We start from the raw sequence: 16,382 nt of genomic DNA on the forward strand, positions 1-16,382 counted from the left end.
CCGCACAAACCGGCAGTGGATCGTCCGGAACTCCTCCTACGGTGACCTTCGTGCGGCACAGGAGTGCGGCGGAAGAGGGGGAACTGACCATGAACATCCTGCTCATCGGCGGCCTGTGGCTGGACGGCTCCGTGTGGGGCCGTGTCGCCTCCGCGCTGGAGGCGCTCGGCCATCACCCCGTGCCCCTCACCCTGCCGGGTCAGGGGACCGGCTCCGCGTCCGCCACGCTCGACGACCAGCTGGAGGCGGTGCTCGCCGCAGTGGACGCCGCGCCCGGCAAGCTCATGGTGGTGGGGCATTCCGCCGCCTGTTCGCTGAGCTGGCTGGCCGCCGACCGACGGCCGGGGCGGCTGGCCAAGGTCGCCCTGATCGGCGGCTTCCCGTCCTCCCACGGTCAGTTGTACGCCGACTTCTTCGAGGTGAAAGATGGCGTCATGCCCTTCCCGGGCTGGGGCCCGTTCGAGGGGCCGGACGCCGCCGACCTCGACGATGAGGCCCGGCAGGAGTTGGCGGCTGCCGCGATCCCCGTACCCCGGGGTGTGGCCCAGGGCGTGGTGCGGCTGGCGGACGACCGGCGGTTCGACGTCCCGGTCGTCGTCGTATGCCCGGAGTTCACGCCCGCGCAGGCTCAGGAGTGGATCGACGCCGGCGACATCCCGGAACTCGCCCGGGCCAAGCACGTCGACCTCGCCGACATCGACTCGGGCCACTGGCCCATGATCACCAAGCCTGCCGAGCTGGCCCGGATCCTGGCCACGGCAGCCGACACGGCCGACGGCTGATGCTTTCCGGAATCCCCGCCTTGCAGGACGGTTCCTTGCCGGACCTCGCTCATCCCGTAGCGCATGGCAGACAACTCGCCTGGCGGCATGCCGGGTTGTCACGTGCACCCGCACGCGCAGCGGAGGACGGGGGCGGCCCCCCGTCCTCCGCCGGCGTGTCCGTCAAGGCGTCACGGCATCATCTCGTACGCCGCCGACAGAGCCTCCACGCGCTGCCAGACCCGCTCCGAACGCGCCCCGTCGACGACCGGGCGCCGGACCGCGCCGAGCGCCCAGCGCTGCTGCGCCTCGGTCGCGGAGTCCTTGCCGTGCAGTTCGACGGCATGGGCGGAGAAGTCCCGCACCAGGACGGCGAACAGCTCGTCGAGCACGTCCTCGTCGAGATCCGCCAGGGCCGATTGCTCCAGGACCAACTGCCCGTGCACTACGAGCGCGAAGAGCTGCCCTACGGAGAGGAGCAGGTCGAGGTCCCGGCTCTGCTTCTCGTCGGGCGCGGCCGTGAGAACGAACTCGCAGAGCGCGTCGGCCTGTTCACGAAACCGGGCGACGTTGGGCAGGTGGGCGTACGTGTCGAAGGCCGGCCGCCAGTCGTGGAAGCGCACCGAGCCGAGACCACGGGCCGGGCCCTGCCGGAAGAGGAAGGCATCGTCGGCCGCGTCGAGGCGCGTCGGGACGGGCTCGTACGCCACCGGGTCGAGGAGGTGGTTGCGCATGAACTTCAGGATCAGCGCCAGGTTGACGTGGACGGTTCCCTCCAGCTTCGGCAGGCCGCGGATCTCGACGGCGGCCTGGGCGAAGTAGTTGTCCTTCTCGAAACCCTTGGCGGCGATGACGTCCCACATCAGGTCGATGACCTTCTCGCCCTCGGTGGTCACCTTCATCTTCGTCATAGGGTTGAAGAGGAGGTAGCGTCGGTCGTCGGGGCCGGCGGTGCGGAAGTAGTCGACGGCGCGGTCACTGAACAGCTTCATCCCGACGAGCCGGACGTACGCGTCGGCCAACTCCCGCCGCACGTGCGGGAAGGCGGTCACGGGGCGGCCGTAGAGGATGCGGTTCTGCGCGTGGGTGACGGCCTCGTACATGGCGTGCTCGCAGATACCGATCGAGGCGGTGCACAGATTGAACTTGCCCACGTTGACGGTGTTGAGGGCGGCGTCGAAGGCGGCGCGGCCGGTGTGCAGGACGTCGTCCGGGGCTACGGGGTAGTCCTCCAGGCGGAACTCGCTGACGAACTTCGACGAGTCGACGACGTTCTTGACCAGGTGGTACGCCGGGTGACGGCTGTCGGCGGCGAAGAAGACATAACCGTCGGGGCCCTCGATGTCGGTTCGGCGGCCGAAGACCGAGACGAGCCCGGCGGCGTTGCCGTTGCCGATGTAGTACTTGGAGCCGGTGGCCCGGAAACCGCCCGTGCCGTCGGGCTCCAGGAGCATGTCGGTGGAGTAGATGTCGGCACCGTGCGCCTTCTCGGACAGGCCGAAGGCGAACACCTCCCCCTGGGAGAGCAGTTCGGCGGCGCGGGCACGGGCGGCGAGGTTGTCGCTCTGCCAGACCGGGCCGAGTCCGAGGATGGTGACCTGCCAGACGTACCAGTAGTCGAGGCCGTAGAAGCCGAGTATCTCGTTGAGCGCGGCGATGCGGGCGGTGTCCCAGCGCTTGTCGTCCTCGCCCTCCGCGGCGGCGGTGGCGGGCGTGAGGAACGTCGCGAAGAGCCCTTCCTTGGCGGCGAAGGCGAGGAAGTCGCCGAGCCAGGCACGGGTCCGGTAGTCCTCGATCAGTCGGCGCTTACCCCGTTCCTCGAACCAGTCCACGGTGGCGCGCAGCAGCCTGCGGGTCTCCGGGTCGAAGTGCGCGGGGTCGTAGGTCCGCGGGTTGAAGAGCAGCGCGTCGGCCATGGATGCCGCCTTTCGGCTGAGGGGTGAGGGTGGGTGCGGACGGACACGGGTTCCGGCTCACGCCCCTGGTGATGTCCGGGGGCGTCTGCTCGGGTCGTTGTCCTGGAGTCGAGTCGTTGGTCACGCCCTGGCGTCCGGCTCGGGCCGGCCGGTCAGTGACCGGGGGCGAAGCCGGCGAGTGTGGCGAGTACGTCGTCGAGCCAGGCGATCATCATGCGCTCGTACGCGATGCCGCCGCGCAACACGACGTGCTGGAGTTCCCGTTCGGCGTCGAGCGGGCCGTCCGCCGGGGGGTCTCCGAAGTCGCGGGCCGCGCCCGCGAGGTAGTGGTCCAAGCGGTCCGTGTGCGCCTGCCGGTGCCGTTCGACCTCGCTGATCAGGGCGGCCGGGTCGTCGAAGGCGGCGCCGCGGATCTTCACCGCGAGGTCGTGGCGGACGCTGTCGGGCTCGGTCGGTTCGTGGAGCCACCCGGAGAGCGCGTCCCGTCCGGGCCCCGCGACGGAGTACTCCTTCTTGTCCGGACGGCCGTACTGAGGGACCTCCCGGACGTCGACCCAGCCGTCGCCCTCCATCCGCTTGAGTACGCGGTAGATCTGCTGGTGGGTGGCGGTCCAGAAGTACCCGATGGACCGCTCGAACCGCCGGGCCAGCTCATAGCCGGAGCCCGGCTTCTCCAGCAAGGAGACGAGGATCGCGTGCTCGAGCGCCATGTGCACGATCATGCTATGCACCTCGTTGCATAGCAACGCCGTGGCGGTGAGACACCGCTCACCCGGTGGCGGAGGCCCCGGCAAGTACCTCTGCGGTGCGGTGAAGAACAGGACCGGCAAGCCGATGCACTACACGATGAGGCTGGGTAGCACCCCTTGCCCGCCTGCGCCCTCACGGCGCTGAACTCGTCGGCGAGATCGCCCGGTTCGAGGACAGCTATCTGCTCTGCTACGTCCGCGGCCCGGCGGGCATCATCGTCGGACTGGCCGAGCAACTGGGCCATCAGCAAGGAGAAGCCGCAGATGTCCATTGACGACCAGCGCACGTGGGCACTGCTGAGGCGACTCGACGACCCGGACCATCTGGCCACGGCGAACTCGAAGCACTCGGCTACGTCCCTGTCTCCGAGCACCTGCTGTGGACTCGATACGACGGCGTCAGCAACCTCGGATCCCACTCGCAAGGGATGGCCCCGGGCCTCGCATTCGACAACGATGACGACAGGAGCTGCACCTCACCAGATTGCGCACCCTTTCCGTGGGGCTCATGATGGAGACAGGGCGAGTGTGTCGGAAAGCAGCGCACACCCCAGAGCCGTGCACCTTCCTGGCAGGCTCACCCATTGACGGCCTCCAACGTTCCAAGGGACCAAGGCCGTTCAGAAGGCGCTGATAGCAGCCGGAATGAAAACCACTGAGTTGACGGTAGTTCGGGACTGCCCGTTGGCGAGGCCGCGGCCCGGCGCGCTTGCCCAGCAGGCGTGCGACGCGACCCATTCACCGACCCGGTCCCTCACTGAAAGGAGGGGGCGCTATGTCCGCGTTGGCGCCCTTCCCAGGAGCGGCATTCTTCCACACGGGACAACGCAGTCCCGTGATCAGCGCGATGGGTAAACGCCTGGTAGCGGAAGGGTGCGGGAAGTACCGGGAGGGCCCTGGCCCCGTGTGGACCGAGGCCGATCAACAGTCGTACGCCGCCTGGCAACGCAAGCTCAAATTCGCGGGAGCCGACGCCAACGGCATTCCAGGAAAGACCTCCTGGGACCGGCTCCGCGTCCCGAAGGGCACCCCGCCCCCAACTCCTGGTGGCCGCGTCGCATCCCCCGTACCGGGAAAGGGAGTCACCACCCCCTACCGAAAGAAAGGGTCCCATTGGAGCCTCGGCTACCACACCGGCGCGGACTACGCCGCTCCGAAGGGCGCGCCATGCGTCGCGGTGCGCAGCGGTTCCATAGTCCGCAGCGGGGACGACGACAGTTTCGGCCTCTTCCTCGTGCTACGCGTCGGCGGATTCGACTTCTGGTACTGCCACCTCTCCAAAAAGACGGTGACCCGGGGTTCCGTGAAAGCCGGCGACAAGATCGGAGAGGTCGGGTCCACCGGAAATTCCACCGGCCCTCATCTGCACTTCGAGAAGCGCCCGGCTGGTGGCGGCTTCGGATCCGACGTGGCCCCCACCTGGTAGAGGTCGGCCTGCGGAGGTCCGGTCAACGTGGTGGCCCGCAGCATGGGCGGCACGGTGCTGACGGTGCGGCCCGGCAGGCGCCGGAGCTGATCGGCCACATGTGTACCTGACGGCGTTCATGCCGGCGTCGCAGGTCCCGGCTTTCCCGGTGCATGCGGACGTGCGTGACCCCTGCGAACGACACCGCGTCCCCGGACTTCCGGCCCCCCTCGGTCGTACGGTCTCCGGCTGGCTGCTTACCCACCCCGACGCTCTCGGGGAGGACAACCGGGTGCGGCTGAAGGCGGCGCTCGACGACTGCCGCGTACTCGAAGCCCCCGCCGGTCACGTCCGTTCCTTCGCCCGAATGCTCACCCAGTGGGAAGGCGAGCGAATCGCGGAGTGGATCGCGGCCGTCCGGGTGCCGACGACCTTCCCAGCCTCCATACCTTCGCCTGCGGCCTCGAGCGGGACCTGGACGCAGTCACCGCCGGTCTCTCCACCTCCTGAAATTCCGGCGTCGTCGATGGCCACGTGAATCGCATCAAGATGCTCAAGCGCCAGATGTTCGGCCGCGCCGGATTTCAACTGCTCCGCAAGCGGGTTCTCCTCGCTCTGCAATCCCGTCGAGTTGCTGGTCAACATCGGCCGGGAGTCCCTCGAGAGGGGTTTCGAGGACGACGGCACCGAGATCGAGTATTGCCCCCCGTCGGGCTGCACGCAGGCCGTTGCCTTCCTGCGCGAGCGGGGTGGGGAATTCGCCGAACTCGCCCGCGACAGCGACCCGGACGTGCGCCTGGCCGCGATTGGCGGGCTCGGGCTCTTCCTCGACGACGCCGACCTGGCCGCCGCAGTGCTGCGCGAGCTGCTGGCCGCCGAGCAAGGTATCGCGGCGCGGCTGCGGACCGTTGAGACGGCGGCCACCCTGGCACTGCGCCTTCCGGCGGCCTCGCACCAGATGATGGACTGGCTCACCGGGCTGGCCGCCGACCCGGCGCAGGGCCCGGTGACCCGGCTCGCGGCCCTTGTCCAGCGGGCCCGCTGCGTCCCGGATGAGATCGGCGAGGACGTCGTCCCGGCCGCTGTGGGCCTGCTGCGCGAGACCGTCCGCGCCCTACCCGTGCGGCCGATCGCACCGGCCCCGAGCCACCCGGCGGCCACGGACACGGTTGCACCTCAGATCGTCGCCGCCTTCGCCGATCTCGACCGGCACACGCGCGTGTACGCGCCGACCACGGCCTTGCTGCGTACGTTCCACGAAGCCCTGGGCGCCCGGTTGCCCGAGCGCACCGCGGTGCTGACCGAGCAGCTGAGCAGCCCTGACCCCGGCTCGCGCCTGGACGCGGTCCGGATGAGTGGGGAGCTGATGCGGACCTGGCGCGGGGACCACACCCGCCTTCTGCTGCTGGTCGCCGCCCAGCTCACCACGGCCGACGAGGAGGTCTCCGCCGAGGCCGCGGCTGTCCTGGAGTCCTGCCACCCGATCGCCGCCCCGGCCCGGGAGGCACTCGCCGCGCACATCGACGCCCAACGCGCGGCGCACGGCCCCGACGTATGGGCCGCACCGAAGGGGCACCTGCGCAGTAGTCACCAGGAGGGCGTCCGGGCCCTGGCGCGCCTCGGCGACACACGCGCGGTGCCGAGTCTGCTGGCCGCGCTGGACAGCGACGCCGACGCCTGGCGCGCGATCCAGGTCGCAGGGCATCTGCCGCAGGCGGCGGAGGAGTTGGTGCCCCGGCTCGGCGATCACCTGCGCCGGGTCGACCTCTCCCAGCAGTGGACCGAGATGAGCGCCAACGCGATCCTGGCCGCCCTGGCCGCCCTCGGCGACCCCGCAGCGGTTCCCAGGGTGGTGGACACGCTCGACGCCGCGGTGCGCCATGAGCAGCACGGCGTCACGCAATCAGCCCTGCAGGCACTGGGTGCGTTCGGCCCTGCGGGAGTCGTCGCACTGGACACGATCCGGTCGCTGACCACCGCCACCGACGCCCACGTACGGCCCGCCGCCGTGGCCGCGCTGTGGGCCGTCGGCGAAGACCTGGCCGAGGTCATGCCGCTCCTGCTCGGCCTCCTCGACGACCCGATCACCTTCCGCATCAGTGACGCGGCTGATCTGCTCGGCGAGATAGGCCCGCCCGCCTCCGTTGCACTGCCGCGCCTGCGAGGCCTTCTGGCGCACGACTACGAGTGGGTTCGGGTGCATTGCGCGGCCGCGCTGTGGGAGATCGGCGGCGAGAGCGAGGTACCGGCGGTCCTGGAGGCCCTGCTGCAGGCCATGATCCAGAACCCTGCGACGGCCAATCACGTTGTGGCCTGTCTGGATCGCATGGGCCCCCTCGCGGCACCGGCCCTGCCCCTGCTCCGGGAGCAACTGGCCCTGCCCCGGCGCGGCGGCAGATTCCAGAGCATCGGCCACGACGAAGAACTCCAGCGGATGGTCCGCACCCTCATCGCCCGGCTCGATCCCCCAGCGCCGTCAGCCCCCGCTCCTCGGACAACATGAGGCTGCGTCACTCCTCTGTGGGCTGCTGGTCTTTTCGGATTTGTTGTCGGGGGTGGTGAGGTGTGGTGTTTCCTGCGGTAGGCCGGTGGTCTGCGGTACGCGCAGGGTGGAGGACAGACACCGGAGCGGCGGCGGTTTCGTGAGCGGATCCGGTACGAGGCAGGCGGGCGGCGGGGGATGCTTGGCGCGGGCATCCAGAGCCGCGTGCCGCGCTGTGCTGGGGGCATACGTCGTACCGGATGGCACCGCACCCCTGCGACTGCGGCTCTCCGCGAGCGTGGTGCCCTTCGGATCGCGGCGGTGTCGTGACCCCTCCGGTCACTGTGCCGACGGAGGGGCTGTTGCCGGCCGCGTCTCAGTTGCTGTCGGGCTCCATCGAGACCACGACCTTGCCGGCCTTGGTGCGGCCCTGCTCGACGTGGGCCATCGCCTCGAGGGTCTGGTCGAAGGGGAAGACGCTGTCGATGATCGGGCGGAGCTTGCCGCTGTCGTAGAGGGCGGCGAGTTTGCGCAGTTGGGAGCCGTTGGCCTGCATGAAGAGGAACTCGTAGCGCACGCCCAGTGCTTTGGCCTGCTTGCGGATCTTGCGGCTGAGGGTGTTCATGACCAGGCCCATGACGGCAGGGGCGCCGAGCTGCTTGGCGAAGGCGGCGTCGGGCGGGCCGACGACGCTGACGGCCAGGCCGCCGGGCTTGAGTACGGTCAGGGACTTCTCGAGGTTCGCTCCGCCCAGCGAGTCCAGCACCAGGTCGTAGTCCGAGAGCACCTGGGAGAAGTCTTCCTTGGTGTAGTCGAGGACGATGTCGGCGCCGAGGCTCCTGACCAGTTCCTCGGACCTGGTGTTCGCGGTCGTCGCCACCGTGGCGCCGAGGTGCTTGGCGAGCTGGATGACCGTGGATCCGAGGCCGCCGGCTCCGGCGTGGACGAGCACTTTCTGCCCTGGCTGCACGTGTGCGCGCTCGACGAGGATCTGCCAGGCGGTCAGGGCCACCAGCGGCACCGCGGCTGCCTCTTGGAGGGTGAGGGAGGCGGGCTTGAGCGCGACATCGTCCATGTCGATTGCGATGTACTCCGCGAAGCCGCCGACCCGCAGGTCGCGCGGGCGGGCGTAGACCTCGTCGCCGGCCTCGAAGCCGTGCACGGCGGATCCGACCCGTGTGACGACGCCGGCCACGTCGTGGCCGAGCACGAAGGGGCGCTTGTACTTCAGGAGCTGCTTGAACTCCCCGTTGCGGACCATCTTGTCCAGCGGATTGACACTGGCGGCGCTCACTCTGACCAGGACGTCGCGGTCTCCGACGGTGGGCTCGGGTACGTCTGCGGCGCGGACGCCGTCCTTGCCGTACTTCTCGACGACGAAGGCCTTCATGTCGGCCGCCTTTCTGCGCGGGTGTGTCCGGTGGCTGATGCGATGGTTCGGGCGGGTCCCGCTGCGCGCCCGTTGCTCGCGTGCGGCCGGGTTGGTGTGCCGGCCACGACGCTACTAGCTGAGTATGGAAAAGTAAACTCAGAGGGGTTAGAATCCCCTCATGGATGCAACGACCGAAGCTCTGCAGGACGCGGGTGCGGACCCCCGGCTCGACCGGGACGCGTCGAACTGCTCGATCGCCCGGACCCTGGAGGTCGTGGGGGAGAAGTGGACGATCCTGATCCTGCGCGAGGTCTATTACGGCTCGTCCCGTTTCGGCGAGTTCGAACGCGTCCTGGGCTGTCCCCGCAACCTTCTCGCGGCGCGGCTCAAGATGCTCGTGGAGGAAGGGATCCTGGCCACCGAGACCTACAAGGAGCCGGGCTCGCGGAGTCGGCCGAAGTACGTGATCACGCGCAAGGGCGTGGATCTGGTCCCGGCGGTGATGGGGCTGCTGCAGTGGGGCGACCGCTACCGCGCCGACCCGGAGGGCCCGGCCATGCTGTCGCGGCACCGCGGCTGCGGCGCGCCCGTCGACGCCCGGATCCGCTGCGAGCGGGGCCACGCCGTGCAGCCGCAGGACATCGAGAGCGTCCCCGGCCCCGCCTTCCGTCTGAGGCCCGCCGAGTGAACGGAGCGCGGCGGCGCTAGGAGCTGGTGAGGGGTTTCAGTCTGCCGGGGTGTGCTCACTGCGTCTGGCCCGGGCCTGGTGGAGGCGGGCTTTCTGTGCGGTTGCCGCAGCGGGACATGGAGCACCAGCGGCGGTTGCGGGCGGGGGAGCGGTCCACGAAGCGCAGGGCGCATGCGTGCGCGCCGCAGGCGCGTACCGGCCGCGTCCGTACCGCTCCCCGCACACTCCTGTCCTCGTCCGGCTGGCGGCTGGTCGCCGCCTTCCGAGCCCACATTGAGCGTACGATCATAATTTGATTTCCCCCAGCCTATTGCTCCTCGCCCCCCTCGCCCTATGGTCGTATGGGCGTAATATAAATGACCGGGGGCCGGTGGTGGCAGCGACACGGCCGGTGGCCCTCGTGACGGGTGCGTTGTAGGGCATCAGCGTGCTGCGCCGCATCCGGCCGACCCGGACCTTCGGCAGAAGCGTCCGCACCTGTCGGCCGGCTGCCCGGCTGACGCTCGCCGTCGAGCCGGCGAACACGGCCTTGCCCGCACCTTGTTGCAGCTTCGAACCGTCTGGGCACGACCAGCGTGCCCAGCACAGACAGGAGTGTCATCGTGGGAACCAGTCCGCAGGCGCAGCAGTTCGCGCAGTTCCTGGACAGCGTGCGCGCCAAATCGTCCACGCCGGGCCTCGACCTGGGCATTGTGCGCGACATCGTCGAGACGCACCACCTGGCCTCGACCGAACCGGAAGGCGTCACCTACGCCGAGGTCGACGCCGGCGGCGTCCGAGCCCTCTGGTGCATCCCCGCCGGCGCGGACCCCGACCGGGCGCTGCTGCACTTCCACTTCGGCGGCTCGGTCACCGCGTCCATGCACTCCGACCGCAAGGCCGCCGGCCACATCGCGAAAGCCGCCGGGATCCGCTCCCTGGTCGTGGACTTCCGGCTGGCCCCCGAACACCCCTATCCGGCACAGCTCGACGACGCCGAGACCGCCTACCGGTGGCTGCTGGCGCAGGGCTACGAGCCGCAGAACATCGGCAGCACCGGCCACTCCATCGGCGGCACCCTCGCGATCATGCTGCCGCTGCGGCTGCTCGCCAACGGCGAGGCCACCCCCGGCGCCATCGTCAGCATCTCACCGTGGACCGACCTCACCATCTCCAACCCCAAGGTCGACGAGAACGAGGAAAACGACAGGATGCTCAGCCGCACCACCCTCGAACTCTTCCGCGGAGCCTGGCTGCAGGACCCCGCCCTGGACTTCGCCGACCCGAGGGTCAGCCTCGTCCATGCCGACCTGACCGGCCTGCCGCCCACCGCCGTGCACTACGGCGAGTACGAGACCCTCGCCGGCGACGGCGCCGAACTCGGACACCGGCTCACCGAATTCAAGGTCACCTCCGAGGTCCACCCGATGCCCGAAGGGCAACACTCGTTCATCCTCGCTGCCGGCCGCGTACCCGAAGTCGACCAGGCGATCGCGCAGATGGGCCGGTGGCTGCGCCGGCATCTCGGCGCCTGAACACCGCATGGCACACATCGCCGCTGCGGTGATCTTCCCGGATCCCGCCCGGACAGGCCGTATCCGGCACCTCACCGGGAGGAATCGCTGCCAGCTGAAGGTGGGCGATCATCCCAACCCGCCCAGCCGACGTGACAGCGCCCGGGCAATGCTTCGACCAGCCGCAGCACCGTGCTGCGACTCACGGATACGCCGAACACGCTCGCCATGCGGGCACCGGCCCGACCGGCGAGCGCGAGGCCGACCGTGGCGAGCGTCGACCGCAGGCGCTCGGTCCGCCGGCCGTACCGAGGTGTGAAGCGAGTCCCATCGAGTCGACCGATCGCGTTGTCCGAGCGGTTCCCCACCCGGATGAGCTGGTCTTGGCGCGTCGGCGAATCGCTGCACAGGTCAAGGGCCCAAGCTCAGGTACCGCTCGGCGGGGTAATTTTCCGGCCCGTGGTGCTTCCGCCGTCCACGGTGACCGACGCACCCGTCATATAGGGGAAGTCGTCGGACGCGAGCCCGAGCACTGCGCGCGCGATCTCCTCGGCGTCGGCCATCCGTTCAAGACCGTCGACGTTGAGCGGCCCCCATGCCTGCTTGTACTCGGCCCATTCCGCGTCCGGAATTCCCGGCGGGCGGACGAAGGGGGTGTCGGTGGTACCGGGCAACAGGGCGTTGAGCCTGATTCCCTTGGTTCCGTACGCGAGCGCCGCGGCCTTCACTATGCCCTGCACCGCCCGCTTGCTTGCGGTGTAGGCGGCGCCGTTCGGCCGCGCCTGTTCGGCCGCTGACGACGAGGTACAGATGATGACGCCGCGCTGCGCCCTGAGCATGTGCGGGATCTCGTACTTGATCGCGAGGAACACGCCTCGGGCGTTGGTGGCCTGGACGTCATCCCACTCCTCGACGCTCATCTCATGGGGTAGTTTGCCGCCGCCGATTCCGGCGTTGTTGAAGGCCACGTCGATGCCGCCGTAACGGCTCGCGACTCGGTCCACGAAGCTCTGTACCTGGGCGGCTATCCGGACATCGGCCTGGATGTACGTGGCTTCGCCGCCCGCGTCCCGTATCTCCCGTTCCACCTGGCGCCCCAAGTCGGCTCGCCTGCCACAGAAACCGACATGGGCACCCTCCCCGGCGAACACCTTCGCCGCCGCCCTGCCGATACCCGAGGTGGCACCCGTGATGAGCACCGACTTTCCCTGGAAACGGCCGGCCTTGGTGCGGGACCCGGACTGGGCGCCGACCGCATGGGCAGTGGTGCCGAAGGCCGCGCTCGCCAGGCCCAGGGCGGCAGCACCACCAAGGAGGGACCGTCGCCCCGTGGCCGCGCAATTCGCACTAGTGTTGGTACTCGTGTCCGTGTTCGCGTTCGTATCCATGACGAGCACACTGGCAGCCCGTCCCGGGCACACGACTCCATCCTCGGGCCGGACCTCGCGGCCGGTAGGAGGAGTTGCCCTCCTCCCATGGCAGGACCCAGGAGCACGGGCATCCGCCTATCGTGGGCCGCGTGAACCGATCTTGGATCGAGCTTGCGTTCGACAGAAAATTCGCCGTCATACGGGTCTTTGCGCTCGCCGGCTTACTGATCGGCGATTTCCTGCTGCTACAGCGGCCGTCCGGAGCACAAGACTGGGGTCTTGCCGCAGCCGGACTCATGCTGTGTCTGGCCGCGGGTAAGTGGGCGTTCGGCGCGCTCCTGGCGCAGTCGGTCCTGCTCGTTGTCGCACACGCGCTGGGCGCGAGCACCCTTTCTTCGTTGAAGGTGCTGGCCGCCGTGACTCTCTTCGAGCTGGCGGTTCGGCAGCCCGGGCGCCGCCTGGCCGCCGGGACGACGGCACTGGCGCTTGCCGTCGCCGCGAATCGTCTTGAGGACCTGCCCGGCGAACTTCTTCCGGTGCTCTACAAGATGGGCATCGTCGCAGGCCTGCCACTCCTCCTGGGCGCGTACGTTCGTGTGACCCGCGACGCCGCAGTGCACGCCCGTCAACACGCAGAACAGCAGGAACTCCGCGCCGAACAACAGCTGCTGGCCGCCCGCGCAGCGGAGCGCACCACCATCGCGCGCGAGTTGCATACCTCGTGGCCCACCACGTCTCCTCCATGGTGCTGCGCGTTGGTGTCGCCCGGCATGTCATCGCCGCCACCAGCACCACCGACCCGCGGATCACCGAAGTCCTTGACGACCTGCACTCCAGTGCCGGCGCGGCACTGACCGATCTGCGGCGCCTGGTGGCTGTACTGCGCGCCCCGGACCGTACCCCTCCCGACACCGGTTCCCTGGTCTCGCCTGGGGCACTGCCGGCGGCATTGGAGTCGGTGGTGGACCACAGCCGCCAGACCGGCCTGGCCGTAACCGCTTCCGTGGATCCCGGTGTTGCACGGCTCGACGCGGTACGTGGCCTCGCGGTCCTCCGCCTGGCCCAGGAGGGCTTGGCCAACGCGGCCAAGCACGGCGGACCCGGCGCACACGCCGAGCTGGCCGTGCGGGTGGCCGATGACGCCGTACACGTGACGATCCACGACGACGGGGCCGGAAGGACCCGGCCACCGGCCCCGGGCCCATCCGGACACGGCTTGATCGGCATGCGCGAACGCGTGGACCTGCTCGGTGGCCGGCTGGATGCCGGCCCCGCGGCTCGGGGCTGGCGACTCACGGCCGAACTGCCCGCCGTCGCGCCCGACATGGAGCCCCAGCTGTGATCCGCATCCTCGTCGTCGACGACCAGCAGCTCGTCCGCATGGGGCTGCGCATGCTCTTCGAGCAGGCTCAGGACATCGAGATCCAGGGCGAGGCGGACAACGGAGCGGAGGCGGTACGACTGGCTGAACGCCTCACTCCCGACGTCGTCCTCATGGACCTGAGAATGCCCGGCATGGACGGCATCACGGCCACCCGCCGCATCCTGGCGGCGCGCCCTGCCACCCGGGTCGTCGCCCTCACCACGTTCGACGACGACGACCATCTGTATCCGGTGCTCGCGGCTGGAGCCTGCGGTTTCCTCGTCAAGGACACCCCACCGACCGAACTCCTGGACGCCGTACGCCGGGCCGCCAACGGCGAGGCCCCCTTCAGCCGGGACATCCTTGACCGTCTCGTCGCCCAGGCTCTCCACGCCCGTTCCTCCTCCGACACCCCTACGGACCTCCCGGTACCGGGCATCACTCCGCGCGAGCGGGAGGTACTCGGCCTGCTCGGCGTGGGCCTGTCCAACAAGGAGATCGCCGACCGGCTGCATCTCGGGGTCACCACGGTGAAGACGCACGTGGCGAGCCTGATGGCGAAGACGGGCCGAGACAACCGCATCCGTCTCGCCGTTCTCGCTGTCCTCACCGGCATCACTCCGGACTGACCCGCCCCTGCTCCGAGAGAGCCGCCGCGCTGAGCCGTGGGCAGCAGTCGCTGCTGTCGTGTATGGGAACGTCGACCTCGTGAATCCGCAGGTGCATGACGTCCAGCTCCTCTCGTGTGCTCCGCCTTGACAGCACCTGGCTGATCATTCCGTCAGCTGCTGTTCTCCAAGCCCCGGTCGATGGCGTCGGCGCGTTCCCTTTCCTGTGGCTGCCGACGGGCGATGCCTCGACGGTGGCTCAGGAGTGGGAGCGTCGCGGTCTGCTGGCCCGGTCCTTCCCTTGCAGCGGCCTGCGGGTGACCGTGGGCAGCCCCCGAGGCGAACGACCTGTTGATCTCGGCGGCCGAGGAGACCGCACCACCGGCCCGGCGACCCACCGCGAGCCGGGTCCGCGCCGGTGTCACGCCGGACCGATGACCTTCTTGCGCATGTGCGCGTAGACCACCGACGTCCGTACGTCGGCCAGTTCCGGGCGCTTCGTCAGCTTGTCCAGGACCACTGCGTGCAGATGATCGGTGTCCCGGACGGCGACGTGCACGAGGAAGTCGTCGGTCCCGGTGAGAACGAATATCGAGATGACCTCGGGCATTGCCTCGAGGAAGGCCTGGAAGGCCTCGATCGCCGCACGTGTCGGCGGGCGGATCCGTACAGCGATCACCGCCTGCAGCCCGCGGCCGATCGCCGCGAGGTCTGCCTCCGCGTGAAATCCCGTCAGGATTCCGCTCCTGCGCAGCGACCGGATTCGCTCCAGACACGTGGACGGGGCGATACCGAGTTCCTCGGCCATGTCCCGGTTGGTGCGCCGACCGTCCTCCTGGAGCATCCGCACCAACGCCGAATCTAGTTCGTCCATGATTGCCTCACCCCGCCGAATTTCGAAGGTAATTCGGACTCTTCCCATTGCCTTCGATGATCTTGTTAGCCTCCAGCCTAATCGACTGACGTTCGTTCGGTCACGAGGTGGTCGGCGGCAGTAAGTAGTGGAGAGGGGCGGCCCGATATGCGTGAACGAGGACCCACGGTGTGGGCGGTGTGTGCGGTCATGGCGGCCGCGCTGTTCTGGAGCAGTTCGTACGCGGTGACCAAGCAAGTGCTGGAGGATGTCGGCCCGCTCAGTATCGGCGCCATCAGGTTCACCCTCGCGGTGTTACTCCTGGGCGTGATGGTCCGGCTGAGCCGGCACCGCCCGGCCCGTCCGGACCCGCGGCAGCGGCGGCAGCTCTACCTGAGCGGGTTCCTCGGCATCACCGTGTACTTCATCCTGGAGAACGTCGGCGTCGACCTTTCCACTGCATCCGACGCGTCGCTGATCGTGGCCACGTACCCGCTGATGACGATGCTGGTGGAACTGGTCGTCTTCCGCAGCCGGATGCCGCTGCTGAGGGTGGCGGGCGTGCTGCTGGCCACCGTCGGCGCCTTCCTCGTCGTACGCAACGGGGCCGAGGTCGGCGGCAGTTCGCGCTGGCTGGGGGACATACTGCTGCTGCTCGGCGGGCTGGCCTGGGCCGGCTACAACGTGCTCGGCAAGCGCGCGAGCGCCGGCCAGGACGCCGTGAGCGTCACCTACTACCAGACCCTGGCGGGCGCAGCCGGCTTCCTGCTCGCGTCCCTGCTGGAGGCCGACGACTGGCGGATGCCGGGCCCGACCGCCTCATCGCTGCTGGTCTACTTGGCCGTGGCGTGCTCGGTCGGCGGCTTCCTGCTCTACAACTACGGCCTGCGCAGGATGGCTTCGAGCGTCGCGGTCAACATCCTCAATCTGGTCCCGGTCTTCGGTGTCATCGGCGCCGTCGTGATCAACGGGGAGTCGATCCGGCTCGCCCAGGTGACGGGCGGCGTGATCATCATCGTCGGGGTGGTGCTGGGCATGATCGAGCGGGGACAGGGAGCCACGGCGAATCCGGTCGCGAGGGAGAGCGAGCCTTCCGGGACTGCGGCCACTCGGACTGCGGCCGCGGCCTGAACTGGGCGTCCAGCTCCGGATCGATCTCGATCTCGAAGCCGGACGACGAAGCAGCCGCTGGGGCCTGGGGAGACGGCGGACAACATGCTCACCTCCCGGGCGTATGGCGGGTTGGCGAAGCTCCTGGAGGCGCATGACGCCCGCATCGTGGAGCACAGTTGGCGCAGCAGCAGGCTCCGAGCCGCTACAAG

Annotated in this window: 15 protein-coding genes and 2 pseudogenes; 9 read left to right on the plus strand and 8 right to left on the minus strand. The window is 69.2% G+C overall.

Annotated elements, in window-relative coordinates; translation table 11 throughout:
• Positions 1-89: 89 nt before the first annotated feature.
• Positions 90-782, plus strand: a complete 693-nt coding sequence (locus PUR53_RS01935; protein WP_329907176.1) for an alpha/beta fold hydrolase — start codon at positions 90-92, stop codon at positions 780-782.
• A 170-nt stretch (positions 783-952) separates the two neighbouring features.
• Here the strand turns inward: PUR53_RS01935 and PUR53_RS01940 are convergent, their stop codons facing one another.
• A complete protein-coding gene (locus PUR53_RS01940) occupies positions 953-2,677 on the minus strand; it encodes an acyl-CoA dehydrogenase family protein (RefSeq protein ID WP_329907155.1) in 1,725 nt (574 codons plus the stop codon).
• A gap of 152 nt (positions 2,678-2,829) precedes the next feature.
• Positions 2,830-3,387, minus strand: coding sequence for a PadR family transcriptional regulator (locus PUR53_RS01945; RefSeq protein ID WP_329896761.1), 558 nt, complete (start codon positions 3,385-3,387; stop codon positions 2,830-2,832).
• Positions 3,388-4,213: 826 nt separating this feature from the next.
• On the opposite strand from PUR53_RS01945, the pseudogene PUR53_RS01950 reads away from it, so the two are divergent.
• A pseudogene (locus tag PUR53_RS01950) lies at positions 4,214-4,447 on the plus strand (peptidoglycan-binding protein); the annotation flags it as partial.
• Between the two features lie 117 nt (positions 4,448-4,564).
• Positions 4,565-4,852: pseudogene (locus PUR53_RS01955) on the plus strand (M23 family metallopeptidase); the annotation flags it as partial.
• Positions 4,853-5,176: 324 nt separating this feature from the next.
• Here the strand turns inward: PUR53_RS01955 and PUR53_RS01960 are convergent.
• The gene (locus tag PUR53_RS01960; RefSeq protein WP_329896760.1) at positions 5,177-5,476 is read right to left on the minus strand and encodes a hypothetical protein; all 300 of its coding nucleotides are present in this window, start codon (positions 5,474-5,476) and stop codon (positions 5,177-5,179) included.
• On the opposite strand from PUR53_RS01960, the gene PUR53_RS01965 reads away from it, so the two are divergent.
• A complete protein-coding gene (locus PUR53_RS01965; RefSeq protein WP_329907156.1) occupies positions 5,463-7,334 on the plus strand; it encodes a HEAT repeat domain-containing protein in 1,872 nt (623 codons plus the stop codon). The two genes, PUR53_RS01960 and PUR53_RS01965, sit on opposite strands and share 14 nt — an antisense overlap.
• A gap of 355 nt (positions 7,335-7,689) precedes the next feature.
• Here the strand turns inward: PUR53_RS01965 and PUR53_RS01970 are convergent, their stop codons facing one another.
• Positions 7,690-8,703: an NADP-dependent oxidoreductase gene (locus PUR53_RS01970; protein ID WP_329907157.1), complete on the minus strand. Its 1,014-nt coding sequence runs from the start codon at positions 8,701-8,703 to the stop codon at positions 7,690-7,692.
• A gap of 160 nt (positions 8,704-8,863) precedes the next feature.
• Between PUR53_RS01970 and PUR53_RS01975 the strand changes: the two genes are divergently transcribed.
• Positions 8,864-9,373 carry a winged helix-turn-helix transcriptional regulator gene (locus PUR53_RS01975; RefSeq protein WP_329896757.1) on the plus strand — a complete coding sequence of 170 codons (510 nt, stop codon included), beginning with the start codon at positions 8,864-8,866 and terminating at the stop codon, positions 9,371-9,373.
• Between the two features lie 55 nt (positions 9,374-9,428).
• Here the strand turns inward: PUR53_RS01975 and PUR53_RS01980 are convergent, their stop codons facing one another.
• On the minus strand, positions 9,429-9,662 hold the full coding sequence (locus PUR53_RS01980) for a CGNR zinc finger domain-containing protein (RefSeq protein ID WP_329907158.1): 234 nt from the start codon (positions 9,660-9,662) through the stop codon (positions 9,429-9,431).
• Positions 9,663-9,975: 313 nt separating this feature from the next.
• Here PUR53_RS01980 and PUR53_RS01985 point away from each other — a divergent pair, with 313 nt between their 5' ends.
• Positions 9,976-10,887 (plus strand): alpha/beta hydrolase, encoded by a 912-nt coding sequence (locus PUR53_RS01985; RefSeq protein WP_329907159.1) that lies wholly within the window; start codon positions 9,976-9,978, stop codon positions 10,885-10,887.
• Between the two features lie 404 nt (positions 10,888-11,291).
• Here the strand turns inward: PUR53_RS01985 and PUR53_RS01990 are convergent, their stop codons facing one another.
• Both PUR53_RS01990 and PUR53_RS01995 read right to left on the minus strand, forming a co-directional pair.
• Positions 11,292-12,254, minus strand: a complete 963-nt coding sequence (locus PUR53_RS01990; RefSeq protein WP_329907160.1) for an SDR family NAD(P)-dependent oxidoreductase — start codon at positions 12,252-12,254, stop codon at positions 11,292-11,294.
• A gap of 227 nt (positions 12,255-12,481) precedes the next feature.
• Positions 12,482-12,952, minus strand: coding sequence for a hypothetical protein (locus PUR53_RS01995; protein WP_329907161.1), 471 nt, complete (start codon positions 12,950-12,952; stop codon positions 12,482-12,484).
• A gap of 26 nt (positions 12,953-12,978) precedes the next feature.
• Here PUR53_RS01995 and PUR53_RS02000 point away from each other — a divergent pair, with 26 nt between their 5' ends.
• Both PUR53_RS02000 and PUR53_RS02005 read left to right on the plus strand, forming a co-directional pair.
• Complete coding sequence (locus tag PUR53_RS02000) at positions 12,979-13,578, plus strand: sensor histidine kinase (RefSeq protein WP_329907162.1); 600 nt, start codon at positions 12,979-12,981, stop codon at positions 13,576-13,578.
• The gene (locus PUR53_RS02005; RefSeq protein ID WP_329907163.1) at positions 13,575-14,228 is read left to right on the plus strand and encodes a response regulator transcription factor; all 654 of its coding nucleotides are present in this window, start codon (positions 13,575-13,577) and stop codon (positions 14,226-14,228) included. Before PUR53_RS02000 ends, PUR53_RS02005 begins: the two co-directional genes overlap by 4 nt.
• A gap of 400 nt (positions 14,229-14,628) precedes the next feature.
• On the opposite strand, the gene PUR53_RS02010 is transcribed toward PUR53_RS02005, so the two are convergent.
• Positions 14,629-15,081, minus strand: a complete 453-nt coding sequence (locus PUR53_RS02010; protein ID WP_329896752.1) for an Lrp/AsnC family transcriptional regulator — start codon at positions 15,079-15,081, stop codon at positions 14,629-14,631.
• Between the two features lie 147 nt (positions 15,082-15,228).
• Between PUR53_RS02010 and PUR53_RS02015 the strand changes: the two genes are divergently transcribed.
• Positions 15,229-16,191 carry a DMT family transporter gene (locus PUR53_RS02015; RefSeq protein WP_329907164.1) on the plus strand — a complete coding sequence of 321 codons (963 nt, stop codon included), beginning with the start codon at positions 15,229-15,231 and terminating at the stop codon, positions 16,189-16,191.
• Positions 16,192-16,382 lie beyond the last annotated feature (191 nt).

The organism is Streptomyces sp. SP18BB07 (genome assembly GCF_036322545.1).
Classification (GTDB): domain Bacteria; phylum Actinomycetota; class Actinomycetes; order Streptomycetales; family Streptomycetaceae; genus Streptomyces; species Streptomyces deccanensis.

Bases quoted from the DNA above. Each gene is read 5' to 3' on its own strand.
- PUR53_RS02000 (WP_329907162.1), top strand. From the start codon at position 12,979: ATGGTGCTGCGCGTTGGTGTCGCCCGGCATGTCATCGCCGCCACCAGC.
- PUR53_RS01975 (WP_329896757.1), top strand. From the start codon at position 8,864: ATGGATGCAACGACCGAAGCTCTGCAGGACGCGGGTGCGGACCCCCGG.
- PUR53_RS01970 (WP_329907157.1), bottom strand. From the start codon at position 8,703: ATGAAGGCCTTCGTCGTCGAGAAGTACGGCAAGGACGGCGTCCGCGCC.
- PUR53_RS01960 (WP_329896760.1), bottom strand. From the start codon at position 5,476: ATGTTGACCAGCAACTCGACGGGATTGCAGAGCGAGGAGAACCCGCTT.
- PUR53_RS01990 (WP_329907160.1), bottom strand. From the start codon at position 12,254: ATGGATACGAACGCGAACACGGACACGAGTACCAACACTAGTGCGAAT.
- PUR53_RS01980 (WP_329907158.1), bottom strand. From the start codon at position 9,662: ATGATCGTACGCTCAATGTGGGCTCGGAAGGCGGCGACCAGCCGCCAG.
- PUR53_RS01935 (WP_329907176.1), top strand. From the start codon at position 90: ATGAACATCCTGCTCATCGGCGGCCTGTGGCTGGACGGCTCCGTGTGG.
- PUR53_RS01945 (WP_329896761.1), bottom strand. From the start codon at position 3,387: ATGGCGCTCGAGCACGCGATCCTCGTCTCCTTGCTGGAGAAGCCGGGC.
- PUR53_RS01995 (WP_329907161.1), bottom strand. From the start codon at position 12,952: ATGCAACTCGCGCGCGATGGTGGTGCGCTCCGCTGCGCGGGCGGCCAG.
- PUR53_RS02015 (WP_329907164.1), top strand. From the start codon at position 15,229: ATGCGTGAACGAGGACCCACGGTGTGGGCGGTGTGTGCGGTCATGGCG.
- PUR53_RS02010 (WP_329896752.1), bottom strand. From the start codon at position 15,081: ATGGACGAACTAGATTCGGCGTTGGTGCGGATGCTCCAGGAGGACGGT.
- PUR53_RS01940 (WP_329907155.1), bottom strand. From the start codon at position 2,677: ATGGCCGACGCGCTGCTCTTCAACCCGCGGACCTACGACCCCGCGCAC.